Origin of the sequence: Photobacterium andalusiense (genome assembly GCF_900185625.1) — a bacterium.
Lineage (GTDB): Bacteria > Pseudomonadota > Gammaproteobacteria > Enterobacterales > Vibrionaceae > Photobacterium > Photobacterium aquimaris.
This window is the reverse complement of sequence record NZ_FYAJ01000004.1, coordinates 339288-362124: the sequence shown is the minus strand read 5'-3', so window position 1 is coordinate 362124 and position 22837 is coordinate 339288. Positions and strand designations below refer to the sequence as shown.

Genomic DNA, 22837 nt, shown 5'->3' with positions numbered 1-22837 from the left:
TTAAATATTATTCCGCGAAGTAAGGTTAATTTTTTTGATCAGCAATAACTATATTTCTGTTATCTTTAGTGACGTTTTTATAACGTTAGAGAATTCTATCGTTTTCTCCATTCATTATTATCAGAAGATTGTTAATATCCATGCAAACTAAAGACTTACATGTAAATTTTCGTCGCTACTGGGTCAATGATCGTATTAATTACTCTATTCGCGTATTTATTGCTCTTGTTGGTGTTGTATTACCGTGTTGGTACCTCAAGGCGAACCATGCTGTTACCCCTCTGGTACTCGGTATTATCGCTGCAGCGCTGGCAGAATCTGATGATAACTTAACCGGCCGCATTAAAGGCCTAGCCATTACTTTAGTTTGTTTTTTGATTGCATCTCTTTCTATTGAAGTCTTGTTTGACTACCCCATTTTGTTTGCAATCGGTCTATTTTGCTCAACGTTTGGTTTTATTATGCTTGGTGCGATGGGGCCGCGCTATGCCAATATCGCTTTTGCCTCATTATTACTCGCTGTTTACACTATGCTCGGCGCTAACAGCAGTACTGAGCTCTGGTATCAACCAATATTATTGTTAGCCGGCGCATCTTGGTACGGAATCTTATCACTGTTGTGGCATATCTTATGGCCTAATCAACCAGTGCAACAAGGGCTAGCAAATGTCTTTACAGAGTTTGGCTACTATCTTGATAATAAAAGTAAACTGTTTGAACCTGTCGCAGATCTCAATTCGCATCCATTTCGTATTCAAGCAGCTAAACAAAATGCTAGAGTAGTTAACGCCTTAAATGCGGTCAAAATGACGTTATTACATCGTGCTGGTCGTGGTCAAAGTGATAAATTCCTCAAAATTTATTTTATGGCACAAGATATTCATGAACGCGCAAGTTCATCACATTATCGTTACCGTGAACTCGCGTCTGCTTTTCAACGCAGTGATGTATTGTTTCGCTTTCAACGTTTATTGCATGTACAAGCAATAGCCTGTCACGGCATTGCTGAGGCCCTGAAACAAGGTAAAGCTTATCATCATGGTACTGATTCAATTAATGCCTTAGATGAGCTACAGCAATCGCTGAATTACCTCAAACAACAACACAACCCGCAATGGCGGCCATTGCTGAATCAGCTTGATTATCTATTTAACAATCTCGCAACAGTGGAGCGTCAATTACAAAACATTAATAACCCTGATGCTGAGCATGTTGAACAACATACCGATATTGAGTTGGTAGACACCGAAGCGCACGGTATGAAAGAAATGTGGAAACGTATTGCTTCCCAACTTAATACTGATTCGATGTTATTTCGCCATGCTATCCGTTTAGGGATCGCGCTTATTGCCGGCTATGGCTGTATTCAGATCTTCGATCTTCAACGTGGCTATTGGATCTTATTAACCACTCTTTTTGTCTGTCAACCGAACTACAGCGCAACCCGTCAAAAGCTGGTCCAACGCGTAATTGGTACATTAGGGGGACTTCTCGCTGGTATTCCTTTGTTGTACTTATTCCCAGGCCAAGAAGGTCAATTAGTACTGATGGTATTAATGGGAGTGCTATTTTTTGCTTTTCGAACAGTCAAATATGATTGGGCAACAGCTTTCATCACGTTATTAGTGTTATTTTGCTTTAACCAATTAGGAGAAGGCTTTGCCGTTATTTTACCCCGCTTAGGCGACACTCTATTAGGCTGTCTATTGGCGGTATTGGCGGTGAGCTTTATTTTACCAGACTGGGAATCAAAGCGATTGCATAAAGTGATGGCAGAGGCGACCAATGCCAATAAAGATTATCTCGCACAGATCATTGCTCAATATCGTATCGGTAAACGCGATAACATGAGTTACCGTATTGCGCGTCGAGAAGCACATAACAAAGACGCACAATTAAGCACGGCAATAAATAATATGCTCGCAGAGCCTGATAAATACCAAATTAATACTGATGAAAGCTTCCGTTTTCTAACATTAAACCATGCGATGCTAAGCTATATTTCAGCACTTGGTGCGCATCGTACTCAACTGCAAGATAACCAAACCCATCAATTGGTAGCAGAAGCACATCGAATCATTCACAATCATTTGGAATGTATATCAGCACAGCTTAATGGCGCATTAATTGAGACTTCTCCTTCATTAAACCAGCACTTAGAACAGCGCTTAGGTCAATGGCGAGAAGAAGATTGCACCTCGATTAGAATGGTATTACAACAACTGCACCTTATACATTGCATGTTGCCTGAACTGCATGCTTTAGGGGATAACCTCGCACCAAAAACGCACACAGCAATCACTACAGCCTAACATCCCTCTTCAAATACTCTTCATTATTGATGGCGTAATATGGACTTCCATATTACGCCATTGTTTTACACTCATAAAAAAGCCTGCGTTAAACGCAGGCTTTTAATTACTCAATGATTTGAGGTTATTCTATCAATGCTTACTGTGCTGCTGGAGTAGCCGCCGCAGGTGCATCTTTTGCGTTATCTTGTAGATACTTCAGCAAGGTACGCTCTTCGTCTTTATTCAGCATGTAGTACTGTTGCATCGCTTTCAGACCTTGAACCCAACCATTTGCAGTTAAGTGTTTAGGATCAGGAACTGCGTGACACTGACCACAACTCGCATCTAGGATTTCTTTTCCGTAAGCCCAGATTGGTTTAATGCTTGCTAGCATATTACGTTGTGTGATCCATGCAGATACTTGTAGTTGCTGCCATGTCTGACCATCTTCAGCTTTCACTGTATTTAGAATAGTTGCTGATTTTTGTAAATCGGCATTCAGTGATACGGTCTGAATCTGCTTTGCCATGTCTTGCACTAACATACCTGTTGTTGAGCCCTGTTGCTGCCAACCAGTAATTTGTACTTTAAGCATGTCGCCACTTGTACCTAACACTTGCACTTCTGATGCAGGGTATAACTGACCTTGTTCATCGCCTGATGCAGAATCAGTGGTATACAACTTCTTCGATGCTAATGTGTAAAGCGTTTTAGTTGCAGGCGCTTCACCAGAGTTAATTGTTAACTGCTTAAATGTTGCTTGGAAATCATTATTAATATGTGGCAACTGGTGTGCAATACCTTTATGACACTCAATACAGTTCATATCTTTTGCTGCTGCGCCAGTCATCGCTGCTGCTGCTGCTGGAGATTGTTTCGCGTGATCCATTGCAGTATATGAGTGACAACTCTTACAGGTTGCTGAATTTGTTTCAGCCATCATACGCCACACATTTTGTGCCATACGTAAGCGGTTCGCTTCAAACTTCGCTGGTGTATCAATATCTTTACTGATGAATTCGCTGTAAATATCGCCCACACCGCCCATTTTTGCTTTCATGAAAGCAATCGGGTTATTTTCTGGAATATGACAATCACGACATTCAGCGCGAACGCCATAAGCATTCTTATAGTGAATACTGGTTTTATATTCGTTGTAGTTTTCTTTCATTGAGTGACATGAAGTACAAAACTCAGTAGTCGAACTAAACTTTATCGATTCGTGAAAGGTAAACACACCAGCCAATGTGATAATCACACAGACAACAGCAATCGCTAATACAGAATAGCGACTACTTGGCTTTACTAAAAAACGCCATAGCTTCTTCATGGATGGTCCAAAATGAATTAAACGTCAAAACAACGTTAAAAAAAATGTTGCGCACAAACTAACATTTGAATGTTAACAGGGCAATGGACGCTATTAATATATAAAAACATTAATATCACAATTGATCATAGTTGTTTCTGTAAAACGATACAAAAATTTTTTTAATTAGAGTTCTAATTATATTAATAACCTAAATAGTCTTTTACAATAATAAATACAATACACCACATAGCTTAAAGCAAAAGACAAAAGGTAAGTATAACAATCAGATAGCGTTAACTTTACGATATGATATACTGTAATTTTTATACGAGCAGTCGCCTATCGAGAATAGTTATCAATTATATTTTGATTATTGTGCTAATCATTCCATTATTTACATTGAACATTAAACATTACCGTCTATTATGGTTTTTTGTGAAAACTTATTTTCCATTTAGTTGCCTAATATATTTTGTATTTCCGTGTAGCCTATCAAGAAATACTAAAATAATAGATCACTATACCGTCTACTATTTAAGTGGTGCTTATGTTACTTAAATAGTTAATCATTCGGTTTGTCTCGGAATACAATCATGACCCTATCACGTCGTAATTTTTTAAAAGGTTCGGTAGCAACAGCCATAGCTGCTAACGGACTAACCCTTTTCCCTGCAGGGAAGGTATTTGCATCTGATACAATTACCATTCCATCTGCAACACACTATGGTCCTTTTAAAGCAGTTGTAAAAAGCGGAACATTAATTGGTGTTCAACCTATTAATGATGTTGACCCATTTCCAACAGAAATGTTAACCAAAGGTGTATTAAGCCGTACTTACAGCGATACACGTATTAAATATCCAATGGTACGTAAGTCTCTACTGGAAGATCCATTAGGTGACCATAACCCTCACCTTCGTGGTAAAGAACCTTTTGTCCGTGTCGATTGGGATACAGCGATTGCATTAACTGCTTTCTGTATTGCACGTACCGTTGAAAAACACGGTAACGAAGCGCTATTTAGTTCTTCATACGGTGGTTGGTCACATTGTGGTGTTAACCGCCCGCAAACACTACAAGGTCGTTTCTTTAACCTTATTGGTGGTCAAAGCATTTGTGCTGGTGACTACTCTGCAGGTGCTTCAGAAGTTATCCTTCCACACGTCATTGGTGATATGGAAGTTTACTCACCACAAACCGCGTGGGAAATTGTTGAAAAAAATACTGAAGCGGTGCTATTTATTGGTTGTGATCCTTGGAAAACAAACCGTGTAGAATTCCGTGTAGCTGATCACTCTATGCAAAAACATTGGGAAGCGTTTAAGGCGAAAGGGATTAAATTTATCTCTATTAACCCACAACAAACCCAAACAGATAAAGCCGTTGGCAGTGAAATGATCAATATCCGACCTAATACGGATACAGCTCTATTTACCGCAATGTCTTATCACTTATACAAAACAGGCCAACACGATAAAGCATACATTGATAAATATACCGTTGGCTTTGATAAATACCTTGCTTATTTAATTGGCGACGAAGATGGTGTTGCTAAAACACCTGAATGGGCTGAAGAAATTACTGGTTTACCAGCAGCTAAAATTAAAGAGCTTGCTGAATTATGTGTAACTAAACGTACACAAATTGCAGCTGGTTGGGCACTACAGCGTGCCGACCACGGTGAAATGATCCACTGGTCTATTATCAACTTTGCAGCCATTGCAGGTAAAATTGGTAAGCCAGGTGAAGGTGCAGGCTTTAGTTGGCACTATGGTAACGGCGGCATGCCAGCATCTGGTAAGCGTATGCCTATCGGTTTATCACAAGGCCGTAACCCAATCACTAAAACATGTCCTGTGGTTATGGTTTCAGACATGCTGAAAAACCCAGGTAAAGCCTATACCCGTGATGGTTCAAACCTCACCTTGCCAAAAGCTAAACTTATCTACAACGCGGGTAATAACTTACTGTCTCACCAACAAGACACTAACGAGTTAATCAACGCGCTGAACGATAATATTGATACCATCATTTGTCATGAACCTTGGTGGTGTGCAACAGCAAAATACTCTGATATCGTATTACCAACCACAACCACTCTTGAGCGTGATGATATTTCATCTGGTGGTACTTACAGCAACAACAAAATCTACGCGATGCGTCAGGTTATTGAGCCTGTAGGTGAAAGCTTAGATGACTACGAAATCTTCTCACGTCTTGCTTTCATGTTTAACGTACATAAAGAATTTACCGACGGTAAAACAATGTACCAACATGTTAAAGCTTCTTATGAAGCTTCTGATGCAACAGAAGATTTTAAAACGTTTTGGCAAAATGGTATCACTCACGTATCAACGCCTGATGCTGCAAATAGCTTTGTTCGTCATGGCGATTTCTACGCAGATCCTGATAAAAACCCATTGCATACACCAAGTGGTAAAATCGAGCTTTACAGTGAAACACTAGCTGGATTTAAAGCTAAAGATTGCCCACCGATGCCACAATGGATTCCACCATTTGAATGGTTAGGTAATGCTAAAAAAGGTCAAGTTCACGTACTAAGTCCACACCCATGGATGCGTCTGCACTCACAAATGGCGAATGCTGATGTAAACAGCTATGAATCTGTTGATGGACGTCAAATCGTTCTTATTAACAAACAAGACGCTGCAGAACGTGGCGTGAAAGATGGCGATGTGGTTGAGGTGTATAACGAGCGCGGTACCCTGCTTGCTGGTGCGCGTATCACTGATGAAGCAATGCCTGGCGTTATCTACATTCACGAAGGTGCATGGCTACAACTTGATAGCAAAGGCCGTTGTAACTCAGGCTCAATCAACATGCTAACAAGTAGCCAACCAACTAGTGGTCTAGCACAAGCAACCAGTGCTAATACTTGTTTGGCTTACTTTAAGAAATGTACTGACGCGGAAACACCAAACCAAGCTTACATGCCACCTAAGATTGTAAAATCAGACTTTAAAGTTGATATCTGGTCATTACAACTAGGTAAGCGTCTGAAAGCTGTAGCTGCAGAACAAGGTCCAGCTCAGTCACCGGGTGAGAAGTTATTCTACGGTAGCTGTACTCTTTGTCACGCAGCACCGCATCCTAGCGACTTCACTTACAAGCAGTGGAAAGGTATTACTAATAGTATGTTCCCACGTGCAGGTCTAAACGAAAAAGATCGCAAACTTGTTCTTGATTTCCTAAAAGACAACGCTAAAAAGTAATTAATAGTCGCTATTAGTTAGCTAACAAAAAGCCCCGCAGAACATATATTCTGCGGGGCTTTTTTTTATGAAAAATATTCTTACTTTTTGAAGTAAATAACATGTTATTAAGTAACAATTGTTAACCTACCTATAAATAAATGACATAGGATCAAAAAAAAGCTTTTAAATATTGGCATTAATAAAAATACTCCTATAGTAGCCGTCATTCACCATTTAAATATCATTCGACTGCATAATAATCTTTCATAAACAAGATTAAAATAAGGATATTGTATGTCATTTAGGCGTAGTCATTACGCACTTATCTTATCAATCATATTGATAGCAGGGTGTAATGGTTCAGATTCAGACTCAACCATAACGATACCAAAAGAAGAAACACATACTACTGCTGAATCATTTAATGAACACGTAGCAGCTACTGGTGAAATTAAACCAGACCAAACTATTACCTTAGATCTGCCTGATAATGAAACATATAAATTAGAAAAAGATTTAACGGTAAAAGGCAATCTAACGATTAAATAAGGACATTTAGTAATGACTAAGCATTTCTCTCTTTCTGTATTGGCTATATTAACAAGTTTTTCTGTTTCAGCTGCAACACTTGATGTTCATGGTGAAATTAAAGTAAATGGTAAAACGGTTATTGATAATAAAGGTAACCTAATTCAAGATAAAAGTGATCTGATTGATCTTGATGATTATTTTGATGCCAAACCAAATAGTATTGTGACGTTAAAATCTATCTCTTCAGAAAATAGTATCTATAATTTTTACTATGATGAAAATGGACGACAATCTAAAGAAACTCAAAGTATTGATGACACAATAACATGGTCAATGGAGTGGAAAGATCGTAAAGATATGTCAAATACTGTAGTAAAATATAGTAAATGGGTAGATCCAAACACCCCTGAAAACTCACATGAGATGACAGAGACGGGTAAAAATGAATTTACAGTATCAACTAGTTATCCTCAAACGAAGGTTGGTATTACAATGGCCAGAGGGGATATTTACACATATACAATCGTAGAGAGCTCCGAACAAAATGCTCCTATTGGTAAAGCTCAACAAATGAATGAATACCAATATCTAACTGTACTAGAAAAAACATCATATAAATCAGAAAAAACTACAATTGAAGACTGTATTATCGTGCTTCAAGACGCATCATGGATGTTAAAACCGCAAGAAATCATAATACCGGGATCTGAGTATAACCCTAGCGTCTTAATAAAAGAGCCACAAATACGAACTTATTGTAAAGACTACGGTTTAGTCCAGGTTGGCGATTTTAAATTATAATGAACATGAAAACCGATCTGACTATATCAGATCGGTTTCCACTAAATTATTATCAATAATATTACGTTATAATCTACAAGCCTTTAGTGTACTGATTACACGTATGACCAATAATAGCAACTTCAATTTCACTACGTGCCAGTTCATTATTGCCTGTAACATACTGATTAAATAATGCCGTCAATTCCGCTTTAGTTACTGTCACTTGGGTATCAGTTTTAATATCGCGTAAATCCACCATAAAGCCAGTAAACTTATTCTGAACCTCAGCCACAATATCCAAGTTTAAAAAGTTCTCAGGGTTATATAGCGCATTATGATCACCGCGCTGTTTATCAACTACAAATGATGCTTCAGTAAGATTAATGATCGATGCTGACTTATCACATTTGCGAAAGCATTTATCGTCAAAACGCTTCTTTTTACAGCCTACTGTTTGATGGAATAAACACTGACGGCTCATTAGCAACATCATTGGATGATAAATACTGTAATACAATTCAAACCCAGCAGGCGCAACAATTGGCTTAATTTGCGAACGTTTGATCTCATTAGAAATAAACGCCCCTACACAACCAAATTCTTGCTGCAAGCACTCAAGGCTCAAGCTATTACTGATGTTCATTTGCGGGCCAGCTATCCACGCCAAACCTAATTGATGTGCAGCATAACCGACACCACTATTGTTCGTCACAATACGTGATGGCTTCACTTGCTCTAGGAACGTCACGGCTGCTTGGTAATTATCACCAATCAAAATTGCTGGGAACCAAGGGATCAAATGTGGATTTTGTTGAAACAGAGTAACTAACTTTAGCCCTTCCATTGCCATCGCTTCAGGCAATTGATAATACACCGCAGTATTTGGCTGACTCACTGCATCAATATCAGCAGGATTAGCAATCAATACAGATAACGACGGTGTTAGTGATGGTTGTGGCACTCGCACAACTTTTGGTAATTCAAACGGCTCCACCAGCGGCAGATCGCCATTTAATACACACGTAATCTGATCGCGCATTATCGTTAGTTCTTTAAACGGCACCACTACATTATTTGCTAACTGGGTTAAATTCATCGGTGTTAGCAAGTATTCGCCGTTATTTAAGCTACGGAAACGTTTTTCAAAGCAATCATTATCAAGCACAGTATTGTCAGACTGTCGTAATAACGATGTTGATGCCACTTCAAACTGCTGCAATGGCGTTGTTACACGAATAACCAGCGGCTGTCCTACCTGACCGATAATCGTCAACTCTAAGGCTAATAAGCTAATATCTAAATCAGCAATTCGCTCTTCCACAGTTTGAATAATCGTCGTTTTATCATCATATAACTTTTGCTTAACCGCTTGAATTTCTGTCTCAGATTTAGCATCAGCAATCTGTGCAAAGTGATCAACAGAGTTATCTCGAGGATTATCAATAAACATCGCTTTATTGATATCACCCATTAAATATGAGTTTGAAAAATCACGGTTAAATACAGTATATAACTCACGCGTATCTGCCAATAATGGCTTCTGCTTACAATAATTATCTAACTGACGACTCCAATTATCAACGACGGTATAGACATAGTGAGATTTTTTAATCCGCCCTTCGACCTTTAATGAATATACGCCAGCATCTGCCAGGGCTTCTAAATTTGAAAATGCAGAATTGTCTTTCATATTAAGCGGGTAATCTTTTCCCACCGCGGTTGTCTGATATTGATCACGACAAGGCTGACTACAACGACCACGGTTACCTGAATTACCATTTTTAGCCGAGCTTATATAGCACAAGCCTGAAAAGCCAATACAATATGAACCATGCACAAACACTTCCATCAATACGTTATGCTGATGACCAAACTGCGCTAAATGTTTTATTTCTTTAATATTAAGTTCACGCGATAAATTTACACGACTAGCGTTAAGCTGCCCCATAAATAAAATTTGACCTTCATTATGACTATTAACTTGAGTGGATGCATGAACATCAAGCGTTGGAAAATGCTGCTTGATTAAGTGAAATAGCCCTAAGTCTTGTAAAATAACACCATCAATTTTAGTGTTGACCAACTTATTTAGCAGTCGAATAACCGCTGGAATTTCACTTTCTAAAATCATGATATTAAGCGTAAGAAAGATCTTACAATCACGTTGATGTGCTACGCGAACAATACCGTTTAAATCTTCAAACGTAATATTGGTTGCACGATTACGGGCGTTAAAATTATCTAGGCCACAATAAATAGCATCCGCACCCGCGACAATTGCCGCTTTAATCGACTCTATATCGCCACCCGGAGCTAACAGCTCAAAATTACTTCTCATCGCGTTATGACCCATTTATAACCGTGCCTTAAAAAAACGTACTCATCTTGTGAGCGGCTATTCTACCTGTGAGGGCGATTAAGTCCAATTTTGGGAGAGAAATCACAGCCGGTAATAGGCTTTAATTACTTTTTATCTGCAAACAATTTATTCAAATATTCCTTCTTTGAATAAATATCGATACTATAACTCATTAATATATTTTACTGATTCATCGTGATAATAAGGATAAAAACAATAATGACGACTCAACCACAACTGACAGAAGCACAGAAATCAGCCATTGAAGAAATGGTGATTAACCGCGTTAATGCAATGAACAGTGATGCTGTTTTATGTGAAGCGATTGATAATAAAGTCCACAGCATGGAAGAGCATTTAAAAGCTTACTTTCATGAGCGATTTCATTTCCACAGCAATAAAGCATAATAAAAATCAGACAAAACAGTTTTAAAAACAGTCACTAACTGATCACTATATTTGAGCTTCGATAGCGCTCATTAGTGGTCAGTTTTTTATTTCGTTAAATATTGCTAGCCTTTATTGTTCTAAAATCCCTGCACTCCCTCCAATCAGCTTACGTTCAAATAACCAAAAACAGACAATTAATACACAAGAACACTACAATGAAGCAAAAAACACCAGCTATTGATTATAAGCCATAGAATGAAACTATTTATTGTGTAAAATATAGTCTTCTGCACTCCAACTTTGTTTTTACCATGATTGATTTAAATATATTGCCGCTTTACCTCACTGCCGTGATCGCCTTATTGCTTATTCCCGGACCTGACATGTTACTCATTGCGAGTTCAAGTTTAACTTACGGTCGAAAAGTCGGTATTTATGCAAGCTTAGGTAACGCTACCTCAGGTATTTTATTAACAATTTTAGCCGCTCTGGGTGTATCAGCACTGATTGCAATGAATCCGATCGCATTGCATATTTTACGCTTAGTCGGTGGCGCTTATTTGTTAAAAATGGGCTGGGACTGTATGCGTACTCATCCTGATGACGCACCTCAAGAACTAGAACATTGCAATAAAATGGCATCAACGCTATATCGCCGCGCAGTGTTTACTAATTTACTCAACCCAAAAGCACTGATTTTCTTTGTACTATTTTTACCACAGTTTGTTTCAACGCACGTGGCGACATCGTCTGGCGAGCAAATGCTAGTACTTGGACTACTGTTAAATGTTTTAGGGTTATTATTTAATCTATTTTTAGTAACTACTATCGGTGTATTTGGACAATCATTATTAAAGAATGAAAAATTCCGTAATAACCAACATAAATTCATGGGATTAATATTCTTTGTTCTTGCTATTTGGTTATTAGCATCACAACTACCGACACCACCAAGTATGTAAGTTATTATTGATAACTATGTTTCCAACAAAAAAAATGCCATTAATTGCAGTGGCATTTTTAAAAAATACGTTAGATATCTAAAAAAGATGACTAAAAATAGGGTATTAGAGAAAATAAATGAATAGGTAACAGGCTAAATTTATATGAGAATAATTAGTCTATAAAATTTGACTTGAATTTCACACTAAAAAACCTCATATACATACCTTATAGATGTGCTGCGCACGCTTACCTTTTCATTTCTTTTATTTAATGCGCACCACAATATTACGCCCAATATGTTGGGCGCATTAAGGATTATTATGATTACTCACGTTGGCATTATTGATCAGGATCCAGTCCGTCTGATCACTCCATTATTAGACGAAGCAGTACCTGCAGATAAAATGGTGTTTATTGGTACTGAACAACAACAAAAACAATACGATCGCCTCGCTTCTATTTTGATTCCACGAAACATTATTGTTGAATTTTTCATCATTCCCGACATTATCAATGTCACCCAAATTCGACAACGCCTCAACCAACTAGCTGACCAATTAAAACAAGACAGCCGCGATGTATGGTTCAATGCAAGTTGTGGTTTACGTCACCGCTTATTGTCTGCTTATGAAGTCTTCCGCTCTTTCCATTGGCCTATTTATGTAATTGAACCATTCAGTGATGAAATGTGCTGGTTATTCCCTAATGATCGTGAACAACAACAAGTTCAAGATCGTATTCAAATTACTGACTACTTAACAATCTTTGGTGCTCGCTGTGAGTTATCTGATAATCCGATGCCAGAGTCGCTTAACGACCAGTTATGGGAATTAGGTCAACGTTGGGCAAGTTCAGCATTAGAATTAGGCCCTGGCTTAGCGACGCTTAATTACCTTGCAACAACATGCCGTAAAGAACAAATATTGCATGTTGAGCTCAGTGAAAAACAGCAAGGCTATAAAGAACTCGGCACATTACTGACGGATTTAGAAGAAACAGGTCTGGCGACATACCATAATGGTATTTTGACATTTAAGCATGAAGAAGCACGTCGATTTGCAAATGGTGAGTGGCTAGAAAGCCTAGTTCATAGCACTGTTCGTGCCATTCAAAATGAATTGCCAACTATTCAAGATCACTCTTTAGGTGTGCAAGTTTACCGTAAAATTGGTGAGCGTGAAGTACGAAATGAACTTGATGTAGCAACTATCGTTAACAATAAGCTCCATATCATTGAATGTAAGACCAAAGGTATGCGTGATGATGGAGATGATACATTATACAAACTAGAATCATTACGAGATCTACTTGGTGGTTTACAAGCCCGCGCAATGCTCGTCAGTTTCCGTCCTTTACGTCATCACGATTTAGTTCGCGCACAAGATTTAGGCTTAGCGATTATTGGTCCTGATCAACTGGGTGATTTATATACTCATCTTTATGATTGGCTTAAAGGTGCCGGCGGTGAAGCACATAATCCAGCATAGTAAACTATTGTAAAAAGTACTGTGATCAAAAAAGGCCTTATCAAAGGCCTTTTATTTAAATCAAATATTAACTATCGCTTGATGCTGTTTAATACCACTTATCCAAGTCGATTAAAAACAATCCCAGCAGCTTGTGGCTTCTGCGAGTGATGTTGACCGTCATCTAATACTAAAGTAACCGTCGTCGTGTTCTCACCCACTGTTGCAATAATATCTCTTACAACAAACACATCACCTAAATAAGCAATTTTCATCTGTAATACAGGAGAAATAGGCAATGCCACAGTATCTTGATGTCCATTCGGAAATGTAATTTTATAATCAATCATATCTATAATTTCACTCAGTAAAACGAAGAACTATTCTACATTAAATAGAAATGAATGGTTAAATTCCTAACTAATTAATATATATGTAATTAATAATGGTGGTTGCCATTTTCTGTTATTAATTGATCGTATTCAACATTACAACATCCACGTTACGAATAAAATTAAAACGAAAAAAACCGACGCTTCATAATAAGCATCGGTTTTTTAAAGTCTATATCGGTACTATTAATTACATTTAGTACGTATATATTTACTTAGTAAGCATCTGACGTGCAGCTTCAACAACAATTTTAATTGAACGCGCTTCAGTTTCTTTTAATGTTGCGTGATCAGGGATTTCTTTTTGAGTTCGGTTAATAATAACACCCGCAACACAACCTGCACGTAAACCAGAACTTGCACACATAGTTAATAATGTTGCAGATTCCATTTCAAAGTTAAGTACACCCATTTCCTGCCACTCTTTCATTGAGCCTTGGAAGCGACGCACAACACGACCAGAGAATGTGTCGTAACGCTCTTGACCTGGGTAGAAAGTATCACTAGAAGCAGTTACACCAGTGTGTACAGTCGCACCTGCGTCATCACATGCTTGCTTCATCGCTGTCGCAACAGTGAAATCAGCAACAGCTGGGAATTCCATTGGTGCAAAGTGAAGACTTGCACCATCAAGACGAACAGAACCTGTAGTTACAATCATATCGCCAGGATTGATATTAGGTTGAATAGCGCCAGTTGTACCAACACGTAAGAAAGTTGTCACACCAAGTTGTGCTAATTCTTCAACAGCAATAGAAGTTGAAGGACCGCCAATACCCGTAGAACAAATGACTACCGGCTTACCATCTAGTTGCGCACGGTATACGGTGTATTCACGTGCACTTGATAAGAATTCAGGGTTTTCCATTAGGTTGGCAATTTTTTCTACACGAGCAGGATCACCAGGGATAATCGCTAATTCAGCGCCATTTAGATCGGCTTTATTAACACCTAGGTGGAACACTTTATTGTCAGACATAATGATACCCTTTAAATTTAATCGCTCTGTTGTAGGCACAGAGATGGATAATTATCGTTAATTTTTATGATTTGACAGTAAACGTAATACGCAACATAACAACAACGTCTGTCAAAAACTATTGTAACGATAACGGAAGCTGAAACTGTTTTTAGTGAGTTAAATCACATTAAATGAAAGCAATGAAATTTTTCGTTACAAATTAACAAGATCTAGATCACGGTAAAACGTTTTCCTATCGACCTCATCACAAAAATTTAGCAACGTTCGCCTAACGTTTAGCTTGTCGATTGCACCACCAATTAACGATAGAATAAAAAAAGCAGAATAGTGTTTACCTATTCTGCTTATCATTATTATGCTAATTATTGTAGTCGATAGATCTTGTTATTGCTTTGGCTTAAAACGCAATAATCGCAGCGCATTTAATGTTACCAAAGCGGTGGCACCGCTATCAGCTAACACCGCAACCCATAGTCCTGTCACACCAAGCAAAGTAGTCACTAAGAATACTCCCTTTAGACCTAATGCCAGACCGATATTCTGACGAATATTATTTAAGGTCGCTCGCGATAATTCAATCATTACCGGTAATTCAGCTAAACGGTTATGAGTAATGGCAGCGTCGGCAGTTTCAAGTGCGACATCAGTACCGCCCCCCATTGCAATACCAATGGTTGCGGTTTTCATTGCTGGCGCATCATTAATGCCATCACCAATCATCGCCACACTCTGTACGTCATTCAACTTACGAATTTCAGAGACTTTATCAGCCGGTAATAAACTTGCGCGGTAATCAATATTGATTTCTTTCGCAATCGCTGCTGCTGCACGTGCATTATCGCCAGTAAGCATCACCGATTTAATACCTAACTTATTTAGCTTTTCAATCGCAATTAACGCATCATCACGTAAATTATCACGCCACGCCACTAAACCAACAGGGTGTGCATTACGAACAGCAACCACTAAGGTTTTACCTTCATTTTCTAACGCTGTTGCTTGTTGCTGTTGCGCATCTGTTAGTACGATATCTTGTGGTAAACGATCAGCTGCGCACAATAAAAACTTGTCGCCTTCGGTTATACCTTGAATACCACGCCCTACTAAGGTTTCACGCTCAGTTGCTTCAACAACCACAAGCTGTTGTTGTTGAGCATGATTCACCACCGCTTTTGCAAGGGGGTGTAATGAGCCCGCTTCAATCGCTGCCGCTTGACGTAATAATTTATCGTCATCGTTATCCCAACAAATCATGTCGGTAACAACAGGCTTACCTTCCGTTAGCGTACCCGTTTTATCAAACGCAACCACTTCAATATGGCCCAGTTGTTCTAGCGCTGCACCACCTTTAATAAGTGCACCACGACGTGCCGCAGCCGCTAAACCAGATGTAATGGCCGCTGGCGTTGAAATAACTAGCGCACACGGACAAGCAATCAATAGTAATGCTAGGCCTTTATAAATCCATTCATCCCATGATTGACCAAAGACTAGCGGTGGAATAACAACCACTAACGCCGCTAATAAAATCATGCTTGGTGTATACCAACGACTGAATTTATCCAGGAAACGCTCAAGAGGCGCTTTACGTGATTCAGCATCTTCAATCATATGTAAAATACGATCGATAGCATTGTCACCTTGCGCTGAAATAATGGTTAAACGCACCACTTTATCAGATGCCATACTACCGGCCATGACTTTTTCACCAGGCGTACGCTCAACAGGAACCGATTCACCGGTTAATGCACTTTCATCAAAACTTGCTATAACATCAAGCACTTGACCGTCTGCGGGTAAACGCTCACCCGGCACGACTTCAATCACATCACCCGGTTTTAATTCAGCCGCTGATAATTTGGTTTTACTGCCATCAGCTAAAATAACCGTCGCTTCTTCTGGCACTAAATCCATTAATGCTTTTACACCGCTGCGTGCACGAGAAGCAGCGTAACCTTCTAGTTGCTCACCGATAAGGAACAACAAAATCACCATCGCAGCTTCTGCCGTTTCACCAAGGTATAATGCCCCGATAGCAGCAACTGACATTAATGTTTCAATCGAAAACGGTGTGCCTGATTTTGTTAGAACAACCGCTTTTTTCAATATAGGGAATAAACCGACAATTGTCGTCAGCGTAAAGGCTAATAGCCCAGCCTCAGCTGAAACGGTTTTATTTAAGACAAAAGAAATCAACATCATTAGCGTAATAATAATGACGGATAGATGTTGAATAAAAAATGATTGAGTCGGTAAATCGGCGGCTTTTGTCGCCGTAGAAACTAACGTAAAACCTGTTTGTTTAGCTTTATTTTCTATTTCAGATTTTAATGTTTGCGCATCTGCTTGTGGATTATCATGAAGATTAACAATCAATTTTTCAGTGGCAAACATCACTTTTGCCGTATCAACAGCTGTTAATGCCATAATGGCTTTTTCAAGTTTAGCGGCACAGCTAGGACAATCCATGCCTAATACTTTCCAGCTAAATGTGTTGCCGTGAGCATTATTGGTTAGAGAAGCTTCTAACTCTAATTCTTGTTGTTTACTCATGGTAGGTGCTGAACAACAGTGACCACTATGAACATGCTCACTATGATGGTGTTCATGTGTACCGTTGACATCTAAGGCATGATCATGACCATCACTATGTTTATTATCAGCAGCTTGATGATTATTTTTTACAACTGCGGTATCACCACCAGCGACATGAGCACCAGTAATGGTAAAACTTGGTTTTTTAGTGACACAATGGACAGCATCATTGGCTGATGTTGAACAACAACCACTCGCCGCGGGACCTTCAGTATCGTTATCACCATACCCTTCTGAGTCTTTATTGGTTGAACAACACTCTGAGGTGACACTTGAACAACACTCCGTCATCGCGGCAACAACAGTAACGGTCGCTTTATTAGCAACCGTTGATTTGGTTGTATGAATATGATCTTTTTTATTATGACATTGAGCACACATCATCGTTCTCCTTGAGTGCTATGAGTTTTTACTACTAATAACTATAAACCTTTGAGTTAAGACCAAGGTCAAGATAAATAGCGATAATTCACCACTTTTAAGTGATAATAATTATCATAAGCAAGTAAAGATACTCTTACACCCGCAGAGTTTAATTAGCGCAAACGTCTTAAAACTGTTGTGTTATCAATTACATCACCCCATAGGGTATAATCTAGCCCCATATCAAAAATGTATTCTGTTACTAATGTTCGCACACAGTTCACCAGCACTTCTGCATCCCATGGCTTTTCAAAATAACTTTCAATACGTGCCTGGTTGATAGCTGCAATGGTATCTTGATGAGTAGCTTGACCTGTTAATAACACCTTTTTCGTATGAATAAAGCGGCTGTCATTGGCGACTGCCGTTAATAATTCAACGCCACTTTTACCCGGCATCACATGATCTGAAATAACGACCCCAATAAACTGACCTTCAGCATCCAGTTCATCCATTAAGGCTAATGCTTCATCCGCAGACTCACAGTCTTCCAACAAAAAAGAAGGTTCAAATTGTGCTAAGTCTTTTAATACTGCACTGAGCACTTCACGTTGATCGTCAACGCAAATAATCGTAATTTTTTCCATAATAACCGTCCTTTACGTTATCGGTAATTTGATTCTAAATGTTGTGCGCTGATGATCACTTTTCACCGCAATCGTACCGCCATAGCTATTCACAATACGTTGTACTATTGCCAGCCCCAACCCTAACCCAAATGATAATCCGCCTTTTTTAGTACTAAAATTAGGATTAAAAATTTTACGTCGCGTCACTTCATCAATCATTGGGCCATTATTAGTAATAGTGACTAATAACTTATTTTTAACACTTCGAGTAACAATTTCAATTTGAGGTGCTGGCGTATGTTCCATTGCATCACAAGCATTTTTGATCAGATTAACCCACACTTGTACTAACTCAGTCACACTTGCAGTCAACGGTGGCAAAATAGCTGGACGTAATACCACTTCGACGTAACGTAAATTACTTTGCAATAGAGTCAATGACTTATGTAATGTGTCATTGATATCAATATCAGGGATACGTGCATGGTCACCGCCCCCTAATTGCTTCACCGAACGCACGATGCTAGCAGCATGTCGCGCAGCGAGTCGAATATCGCGTAAATCACGACCGCTATCCCAACAATTTAACGCAGCATCAATATCATCGAGCCAATTAACGGGTACATCGCCTTCTGGCAATGCACGAGCAAGGGTTCGAGCTTGTTCTCGAGTCAAACTGTATTGCTGTTGTAAGATTTTGGTGCGCTCACGGACTTGCGCTGAACTGATGGTTTGCCCGTGAGTGATCCCATGTCGTAAAAACGGGGTCATTTGCGGCTGATTATCCTCAACAAATAAACTTACTGCCGTTTGTATATTTTCCGTTTTACTGCTGATAACACCAATTGCATTATTAAGTTCATGCGCGATACCAGCCGCTAACTGACCTAAGGTGGTCATTTGTTCAGTGGCATAGAGTTTTTGCAGGGCTTTTTCTTTTTCTAACGCTGCAATTCCTGTTAGCATTTGGCGCGTTGCCAATTCATGTACCATGACTGGCATGAATTGTTCGGCTAATGATCCGTAATGCTCAGGTTCAACCGCTTGAGTTGATAAATCAATCCACGCAATTTCACTGTCTTTTTCAGCTACCACAGTTGTTGATGCGACTAATGTTTGCGCAAAGAAACTGTGGACGCCAAAAAACATCCCTTCTTTAACCACAAACACCTGAGCGCTCAAGCCATTTTCTTTACTTTTTAAATAGCCAGATAACTCGCCTTGTTTAACCCAATATAGACGATCGTTATAGCCTTCTTGACGTAAAACTTCAGTGCCAGCAGTAACTGCAATCGTCGTCGCAGGATCTTGAAAATAAGTGTCAATGATACGTTTTAATGCTTTAGGTTGATTCATGGCATCATCCTTTATTCAGTATTAACCGATTAGATATGACCGATTAGCTGTAAACCCCAAATCATCACAAAACTCAATGCAACACCAACCACACCAACCACTACGCCAACCCGTGCCATTTGATTACTCTCAACATGACCCGTCGCATGTGCTAATGCATTCGGTGGTGTACTTATTGGTAATGACATACCGAGGGATGCCGCAAAAGTCACCACTAAAATTAGCGTCACTTCCCCACCTAGTGGTGCTAATGACACCATTGATGTACCCAATGCCGCCATAATTGGCATTAATAAGTTAGCGGTTGCAGTATGAGACATAAAATTCGCCATCAATAAACACAACATTGCCGCACCCAATAACACCACATACGGTGAGAACGCATCAAATGGAATACTGTGCACCATTAACTTGGCTAAGCCGGTTTTATCTAACGCTAAACCAAGTGCAATACCACCCGATACTAACCATAAAACATCCCAAGATATTTTCTTAAGATCTTCTTTATTGATGATGCCGGTTAAAGAGAAAATAGCTACAGGGATCAACGCCACAGTATAAGAGTTCATACCGTGCATAGAGCCCATCAACCACAACAGAATCGTCACAGCAAAGGTTACATACACAGTAATTGCTTTTGGCGTTTTAAGAAACTTACCTTGAATGGTCAGTTCAATCGACGCTTGAGTTGCAGGATAAAGTTTATTAATCAACCACCATGCAAATACCAGTAATACCGCCACGAACGGTACGCCAAAGAACATCCACTCACCAAAGGTGATCAGGTTTTCACCAGTAAGGTATTTTAGTGCAATCGCATTGGGTGGTGTGCCAATAGGCGTACCAATACCACCAATATTCGCCGCAACGGGAATACATAATGCAAACGCTATCTTACCGGGATCTTTAGCACCAAATAACGTGATCACTGGCGCTAAAATAGACAGCATCATTGCCGTTGTCGCTGTGTTTGACATAAACATCGAGAAAATAGCAGTGATCAACATTAAACCAAACATTACATATTTAGGTTGATGCCCAAATGGTTTTAATAACACCCGTGCTAAGTTGACATCTAATCGGTATTTCGTCGCCGCCATCGCTAAGAAGAAACCACCTAAAAACAGCATAATAATAGGACTGGCAAAGGTCGCCATTATCTCGCTATAACTCATTAAGTTACCAAAATGAGGTTGCCCTTGATCAAGCCTAAATAAATACAGACTTTTATCTGACAACAATAATAACTCCAGCACAATGATCACAACTGACGTTGCATAAATAGGAATCGGCTCCATAACCCAACATAAGGCGGCTAATAAAAAAATAGCAATAACGCGCTGTTGAATTACTGTTAATCCCTCAATCGGAAAAGCGGATGCTGGTAATAACAAAATAATTAATGGGATCAGAATAGGTATGATATAGCGAAGATTTTGACGCATAGAACATTATTCCCTTAAACAATAAATACGCCATCACCTTTATTTTCCTTAAACTAAAGGTGAAGTGAAGTGGCTAAACTAACATTGGCTGCTGGTGGTCAATTACAAGAATCGCAACGCTCCCACTCAGACAAATGGTTGTCAGTATTATTATTGTCTCTGGCTATGGGTCTTTTTTCATCATCTCAGATCAATAAAATCGCTTAAATAATCGCTACTTAGGTAAAATAGCGATCATGGACCGACAAAAAAAATGTCGACTAGCTATTAGTCGACATTAATAAAGAGATAAACATCACAAAGATAATTGTCACTCAATATGACTTATTAATCTGATTTTTTCGGCGGCTTTATATTATTACTAGGTTCAATTTCAGTCGCCAACGTTTCTTCCAACACATCTTCTGTCCCCATATAGGTGCGTGAAGAACAAAATGGTGCAACGGGAACTGATGGCGTAAGAATTTCATTACTCTGCAATGGCTGTTGTTCATGAGCAAGACCCATTTTCTTAACTTGGTAAATAACCAAACTAAAACCAATAATACCAAACACCACCGAGCCCACCGCTTGTCCAACCAATACACCACTAGCTCCTGCAATATGGCCACCAATAAGAACAAATGGAATCGTACCTAACGTCGCTTTACCCATATTCAACACAGTTGACCATGTCGGACGATTGAGGTTATTAAATGCAGCATTGGCTACAAATAATGCGCCGTTAAAGATAAAAGTAATTGCAATAAAGCTACAGAATACACCCACAATTTCAGCGGCATCACCAGTAAGGCTAAACATTGCGATTAATAAGTCTTGTCCAAACCACAAGATAATCGATACAGTCACACAATACACAGCAGTAAATAGCATTGCATCACGCAATATTTGATTAATTCGATCCCAACGTTCGCCACCAAAGTTTTGTCCAATAATAGGCCCGACAGCACCTGATAGTGAAAAGACCAAAGCAAAACATACAGGCATAATACGACCAATAACAGCATATCCAGCGACAAAACTCTCACCAAACTGGGCAATATTACTGGTAACAACCGCATTACCAATCGGGGTCGCGGTATTAGTTAATATCGCTGGAAGTGCAATTTTAGCCACCGTCGGTAACGCTAATTTGAAACTGCTTAAATCAGGTTTAGCTACTAATCGATGTTTATATACCACAGCATATAAAGAAAAACACATAACAGCTAATCGCGCAAAAACAGAGGCAATTGCAGCCCCTTGCATGCCCATCGACAGACCAAAAATAAATAATGGATCCAATACTGCATTTACACCACCGCCAATTAATGTTGCGACCATAGAGCTTCGAGCATCACCCACGCCTCGCAATGCAGCGCCAGCAGACATAGAAACCGCAATCAAAGGAGCACTGGGTAATAAAATAACTAAATATTGAGTCGCGGCTTTGGCTACTGCGCCTTTAGCACCAATCAAATTCAATAATAATGGTAGCTGCCATAGCATTAGACCAACCACAATAGCACTAATTAATACTGCAAAAATCATCACGTTACTGGCCATCATTCGCGCCAACTGACGATCATTTTTACCTAAAGCACGCGATACTAACGCACCTGCCGCAATGGATGTACCGATAGAAATAGAGGTAGAAAAAAAGACTAGGGTTCCGGCAAAACCAATCGCGGCAGCAAGTTCTATTTGCCCCAACATACTAATGAAAAACATATCGAGTAAATCGACTAAAAACAATGCCATCAAACCAATAGCACCAGTACCTGACATAACAATAATATGT

17 protein-coding genes are annotated in these 22837 nt (G+C 39.2%); 8 read left to right on the top strand and 9 right to left on the bottom strand.

Features of this window, described 5'->3' with window-relative positions; translation table 11 throughout:
- The first annotated feature begins 140 nt into the window (after positions 1-140).
- Complete coding sequence (gene yccS / locus PAND9192_RS12500; RefSeq protein WP_087854077.1) at positions 141-2312, top strand: YccS family putative transporter; 2172 nt, start codon at positions 141-143, stop codon at positions 2310-2312.
- A gap of 139 nt (positions 2313-2451) precedes the next feature.
- Here yccS and torC read toward each other — a convergent pair whose 3' ends face one another.
- The gene (torC, locus tag PAND9192_RS12495; protein WP_087854076.1) at positions 2452-3624 is read right to left on the bottom strand and encodes a pentaheme c-type cytochrome TorC; all 1173 of its coding nucleotides are present in this window, start codon (positions 3622-3624) and stop codon (positions 2452-2454) included.
- Between the two features lie 575 nt (positions 3625-4199).
- On the opposite strand from torC, the gene PAND9192_RS12490 reads away from it, so the two are divergent.
- The 3 genes from PAND9192_RS12490 to PAND9192_RS12480 all read left to right on the top strand — a co-directional run bounded on the left by PAND9192_RS12490 (position 4200) and on the right by PAND9192_RS12480 (position 8153).
- Positions 4200-6839 carry a molybdopterin-dependent oxidoreductase gene (locus PAND9192_RS12490; RefSeq protein WP_087854075.1) on the top strand — a complete coding sequence of 880 codons (2640 nt, stop codon included), beginning with the start codon at positions 4200-4202 and terminating at the stop codon, positions 6837-6839.
- A gap of 276 nt (positions 6840-7115) precedes the next feature.
- Complete coding sequence (locus PAND9192_RS12485; RefSeq protein WP_087854074.1) at positions 7116-7370, top strand: hypothetical protein; 255 nt, start codon at positions 7116-7118, stop codon at positions 7368-7370.
- 12 nt (positions 7371-7382) lie between these two features.
- On the top strand, positions 7383-8153 hold the full coding sequence (locus tag PAND9192_RS12480; RefSeq protein WP_087854073.1) for a hypothetical protein: 771 nt from the start codon (positions 7383-7385) through the stop codon (positions 8151-8153).
- Positions 8154-8226: 73 nt separating this feature from the next.
- Here PAND9192_RS12480 and PAND9192_RS12475 read toward each other — a convergent pair whose 3' ends face one another.
- On the bottom strand, positions 8227-10473 hold the full coding sequence (locus PAND9192_RS12475) for a peptidase U32 family protein (protein WP_087854131.1): 2247 nt from the start codon (positions 10471-10473) through the stop codon (positions 8227-8229).
- A gap of 240 nt (positions 10474-10713) precedes the next feature.
- On the opposite strand from PAND9192_RS12475, the gene PAND9192_RS12470 reads away from it, so the two are divergent.
- From PAND9192_RS12470 to PAND9192_RS12460, 3 genes are all read left to right on the top strand, one after another.
- A complete protein-coding gene (locus PAND9192_RS12470) occupies positions 10714-10902 on the top strand; it encodes a hypothetical protein (protein ID WP_087854072.1) in 189 nt (62 codons plus the stop codon).
- Positions 10903-11195: 293 nt separating this feature from the next.
- A complete protein-coding gene (locus PAND9192_RS12465; RefSeq protein ID WP_087854071.1) occupies positions 11196-11846 on the top strand; it encodes a LysE family translocator in 651 nt (216 codons plus the stop codon).
- A gap of 303 nt (positions 11847-12149) precedes the next feature.
- The gene (locus PAND9192_RS12460; RefSeq protein WP_087854070.1) at positions 12150-13316 is read left to right on the top strand and encodes a Card1-like endonuclease domain-containing protein; all 1167 of its coding nucleotides are present in this window, start codon (positions 12150-12152) and stop codon (positions 13314-13316) included.
- A 98-nt stretch (positions 13317-13414) separates the two neighbouring features.
- On the opposite strand, the gene PAND9192_RS12455 is transcribed toward PAND9192_RS12460, so the two are convergent.
- The 6 genes from PAND9192_RS12455 to PAND9192_RS12430 form a co-directional block, all read right to left on the bottom strand.
- Entirely contained in the window at positions 13415-13645 is a 231-nt protein-coding gene (locus PAND9192_RS12455) for a hypothetical protein (RefSeq protein WP_061000099.1), read from the bottom strand.
- A gap of 253 nt (positions 13646-13898) precedes the next feature.
- A complete protein-coding gene (gene udp, locus PAND9192_RS12450; protein ID WP_061000097.1) occupies positions 13899-14666 on the bottom strand; it encodes a uridine phosphorylase in 768 nt (255 codons plus the stop codon).
- A gap of 387 nt (positions 14667-15053) precedes the next feature.
- Complete coding sequence (locus PAND9192_RS12445) at positions 15054-17645, bottom strand: zinc/cadmium/mercury/lead-transporting ATPase (protein WP_087854069.1); 2592 nt, start codon at positions 17643-17645, stop codon at positions 15054-15056.
- A 155-nt stretch (positions 17646-17800) separates the two neighbouring features.
- Positions 17801-18274 (bottom strand): response regulator, encoded by a 474-nt coding sequence (locus PAND9192_RS12440; RefSeq protein ID WP_087854068.1) that lies wholly within the window; start codon positions 18272-18274, stop codon positions 17801-17803.
- Positions 18275-18286: 12 nt separating this feature from the next.
- Positions 18287-19612, bottom strand: a complete 1326-nt coding sequence (locus PAND9192_RS12435) for an ATP-binding protein (protein ID WP_087854067.1) — start codon at positions 19610-19612, stop codon at positions 18287-18289.
- A 29-nt stretch (positions 19613-19641) separates the two neighbouring features.
- On the bottom strand, positions 19642-21057 hold the full coding sequence (locus tag PAND9192_RS12430) for an SLC13 family permease (protein ID WP_087854066.1): 1416 nt from the start codon (positions 21055-21057) through the stop codon (positions 19642-19644).
- 69 nt (positions 21058-21126) lie between these two features.
- Between PAND9192_RS12430 and PAND9192_RS20700 the strand changes: the two genes are divergently transcribed.
- Complete coding sequence (locus PAND9192_RS20700; RefSeq protein WP_159458241.1) at positions 21127-21264, top strand: hypothetical protein; 138 nt, start codon at positions 21127-21129, stop codon at positions 21262-21264.
- A 120-nt stretch (positions 21265-21384) separates the two neighbouring features.
- Here PAND9192_RS20700 and PAND9192_RS12425 read toward each other — a convergent pair whose 3' ends face one another.
- The gene (locus tag PAND9192_RS12425) at positions 21385-22824 is read right to left on the bottom strand and encodes an MATE family efflux transporter (protein ID WP_370738392.1); all 1440 of its coding nucleotides are present in this window, start codon (positions 22822-22824) and stop codon (positions 21385-21387) included.
- Positions 22825-22837: the final 13 nt, after the last annotated feature.

Excerpts from the sequence above, each read along its gene's own strand:
- yccS (WP_087854077.1), top strand. The coding sequence starts at position 141 with ATGCAAACTAAAGACTTACATGTAAATTTTCGTCGCTACTGGGTCAAT.
- torC (WP_087854076.1), bottom strand. The coding sequence starts at position 3,624 with ATGAAGAAGCTATGGCGTTTTTTAGTAAAGCCAAGTAGTCGCTATTCT.
- PAND9192_RS12490 (WP_087854075.1), top strand. The coding sequence starts at position 4,200 with ATGACCCTATCACGTCGTAATTTTTTAAAAGGTTCGGTAGCAACAGCC.
- PAND9192_RS12485 (WP_087854074.1), top strand. The coding sequence starts at position 7,116 with ATGTCATTTAGGCGTAGTCATTACGCACTTATCTTATCAATCATATTG.
- PAND9192_RS12480 (WP_087854073.1), top strand. The coding sequence starts at position 7,383 with ATGACTAAGCATTTCTCTCTTTCTGTATTGGCTATATTAACAAGTTTT.
- PAND9192_RS12475 (WP_087854131.1), bottom strand. The coding sequence starts at position 10,473 with ATGAGAAGTAATTTTGAGCTGTTAGCTCCGGGTGGCGATATAGAGTCG.
- PAND9192_RS12470 (WP_087854072.1), top strand. The coding sequence starts at position 10,714 with ATGACGACTCAACCACAACTGACAGAAGCACAGAAATCAGCCATTGAA.
- PAND9192_RS12465 (WP_087854071.1), top strand. The coding sequence starts at position 11,196 with ATGATTGATTTAAATATATTGCCGCTTTACCTCACTGCCGTGATCGCC.
- PAND9192_RS12460 (WP_087854070.1), top strand. The coding sequence starts at position 12,150 with ATGATTACTCACGTTGGCATTATTGATCAGGATCCAGTCCGTCTGATC.
- PAND9192_RS12455 (WP_061000099.1), bottom strand. The coding sequence starts at position 13,645 with ATGATTGATTATAAAATTACATTTCCGAATGGACATCAAGATACTGTG.
- udp (WP_061000097.1), bottom strand. The coding sequence starts at position 14,666 with ATGTCTGACAATAAAGTGTTCCACCTAGGTGTTAATAAAGCCGATCTA.
- PAND9192_RS12445 (WP_087854069.1), bottom strand. The coding sequence starts at position 17,645 with ATGTGTGCTCAATGTCATAATAAAAAAGATCATATTCATACAACCAAA.
- PAND9192_RS12440 (WP_087854068.1), bottom strand. The coding sequence starts at position 18,274 with ATGGAAAAAATTACGATTATTTGCGTTGACGATCAACGTGAAGTGCTC.
- PAND9192_RS12435 (WP_087854067.1), bottom strand. The coding sequence starts at position 19,612 with ATGAATCAACCTAAAGCATTAAAACGTATCATTGACACTTATTTTCAA.
- PAND9192_RS12430 (WP_087854066.1), bottom strand. The coding sequence starts at position 21,057 with ATGCGTCAAAATCTTCGCTATATCATACCTATTCTGATCCCATTAATT.
- PAND9192_RS12425 (WP_370738392.1), bottom strand. The coding sequence starts at position 22,824 with ATGTCAGGTACTGGTGCTATTGGTTTGATGGCATTGTTTTTAGTCGAT.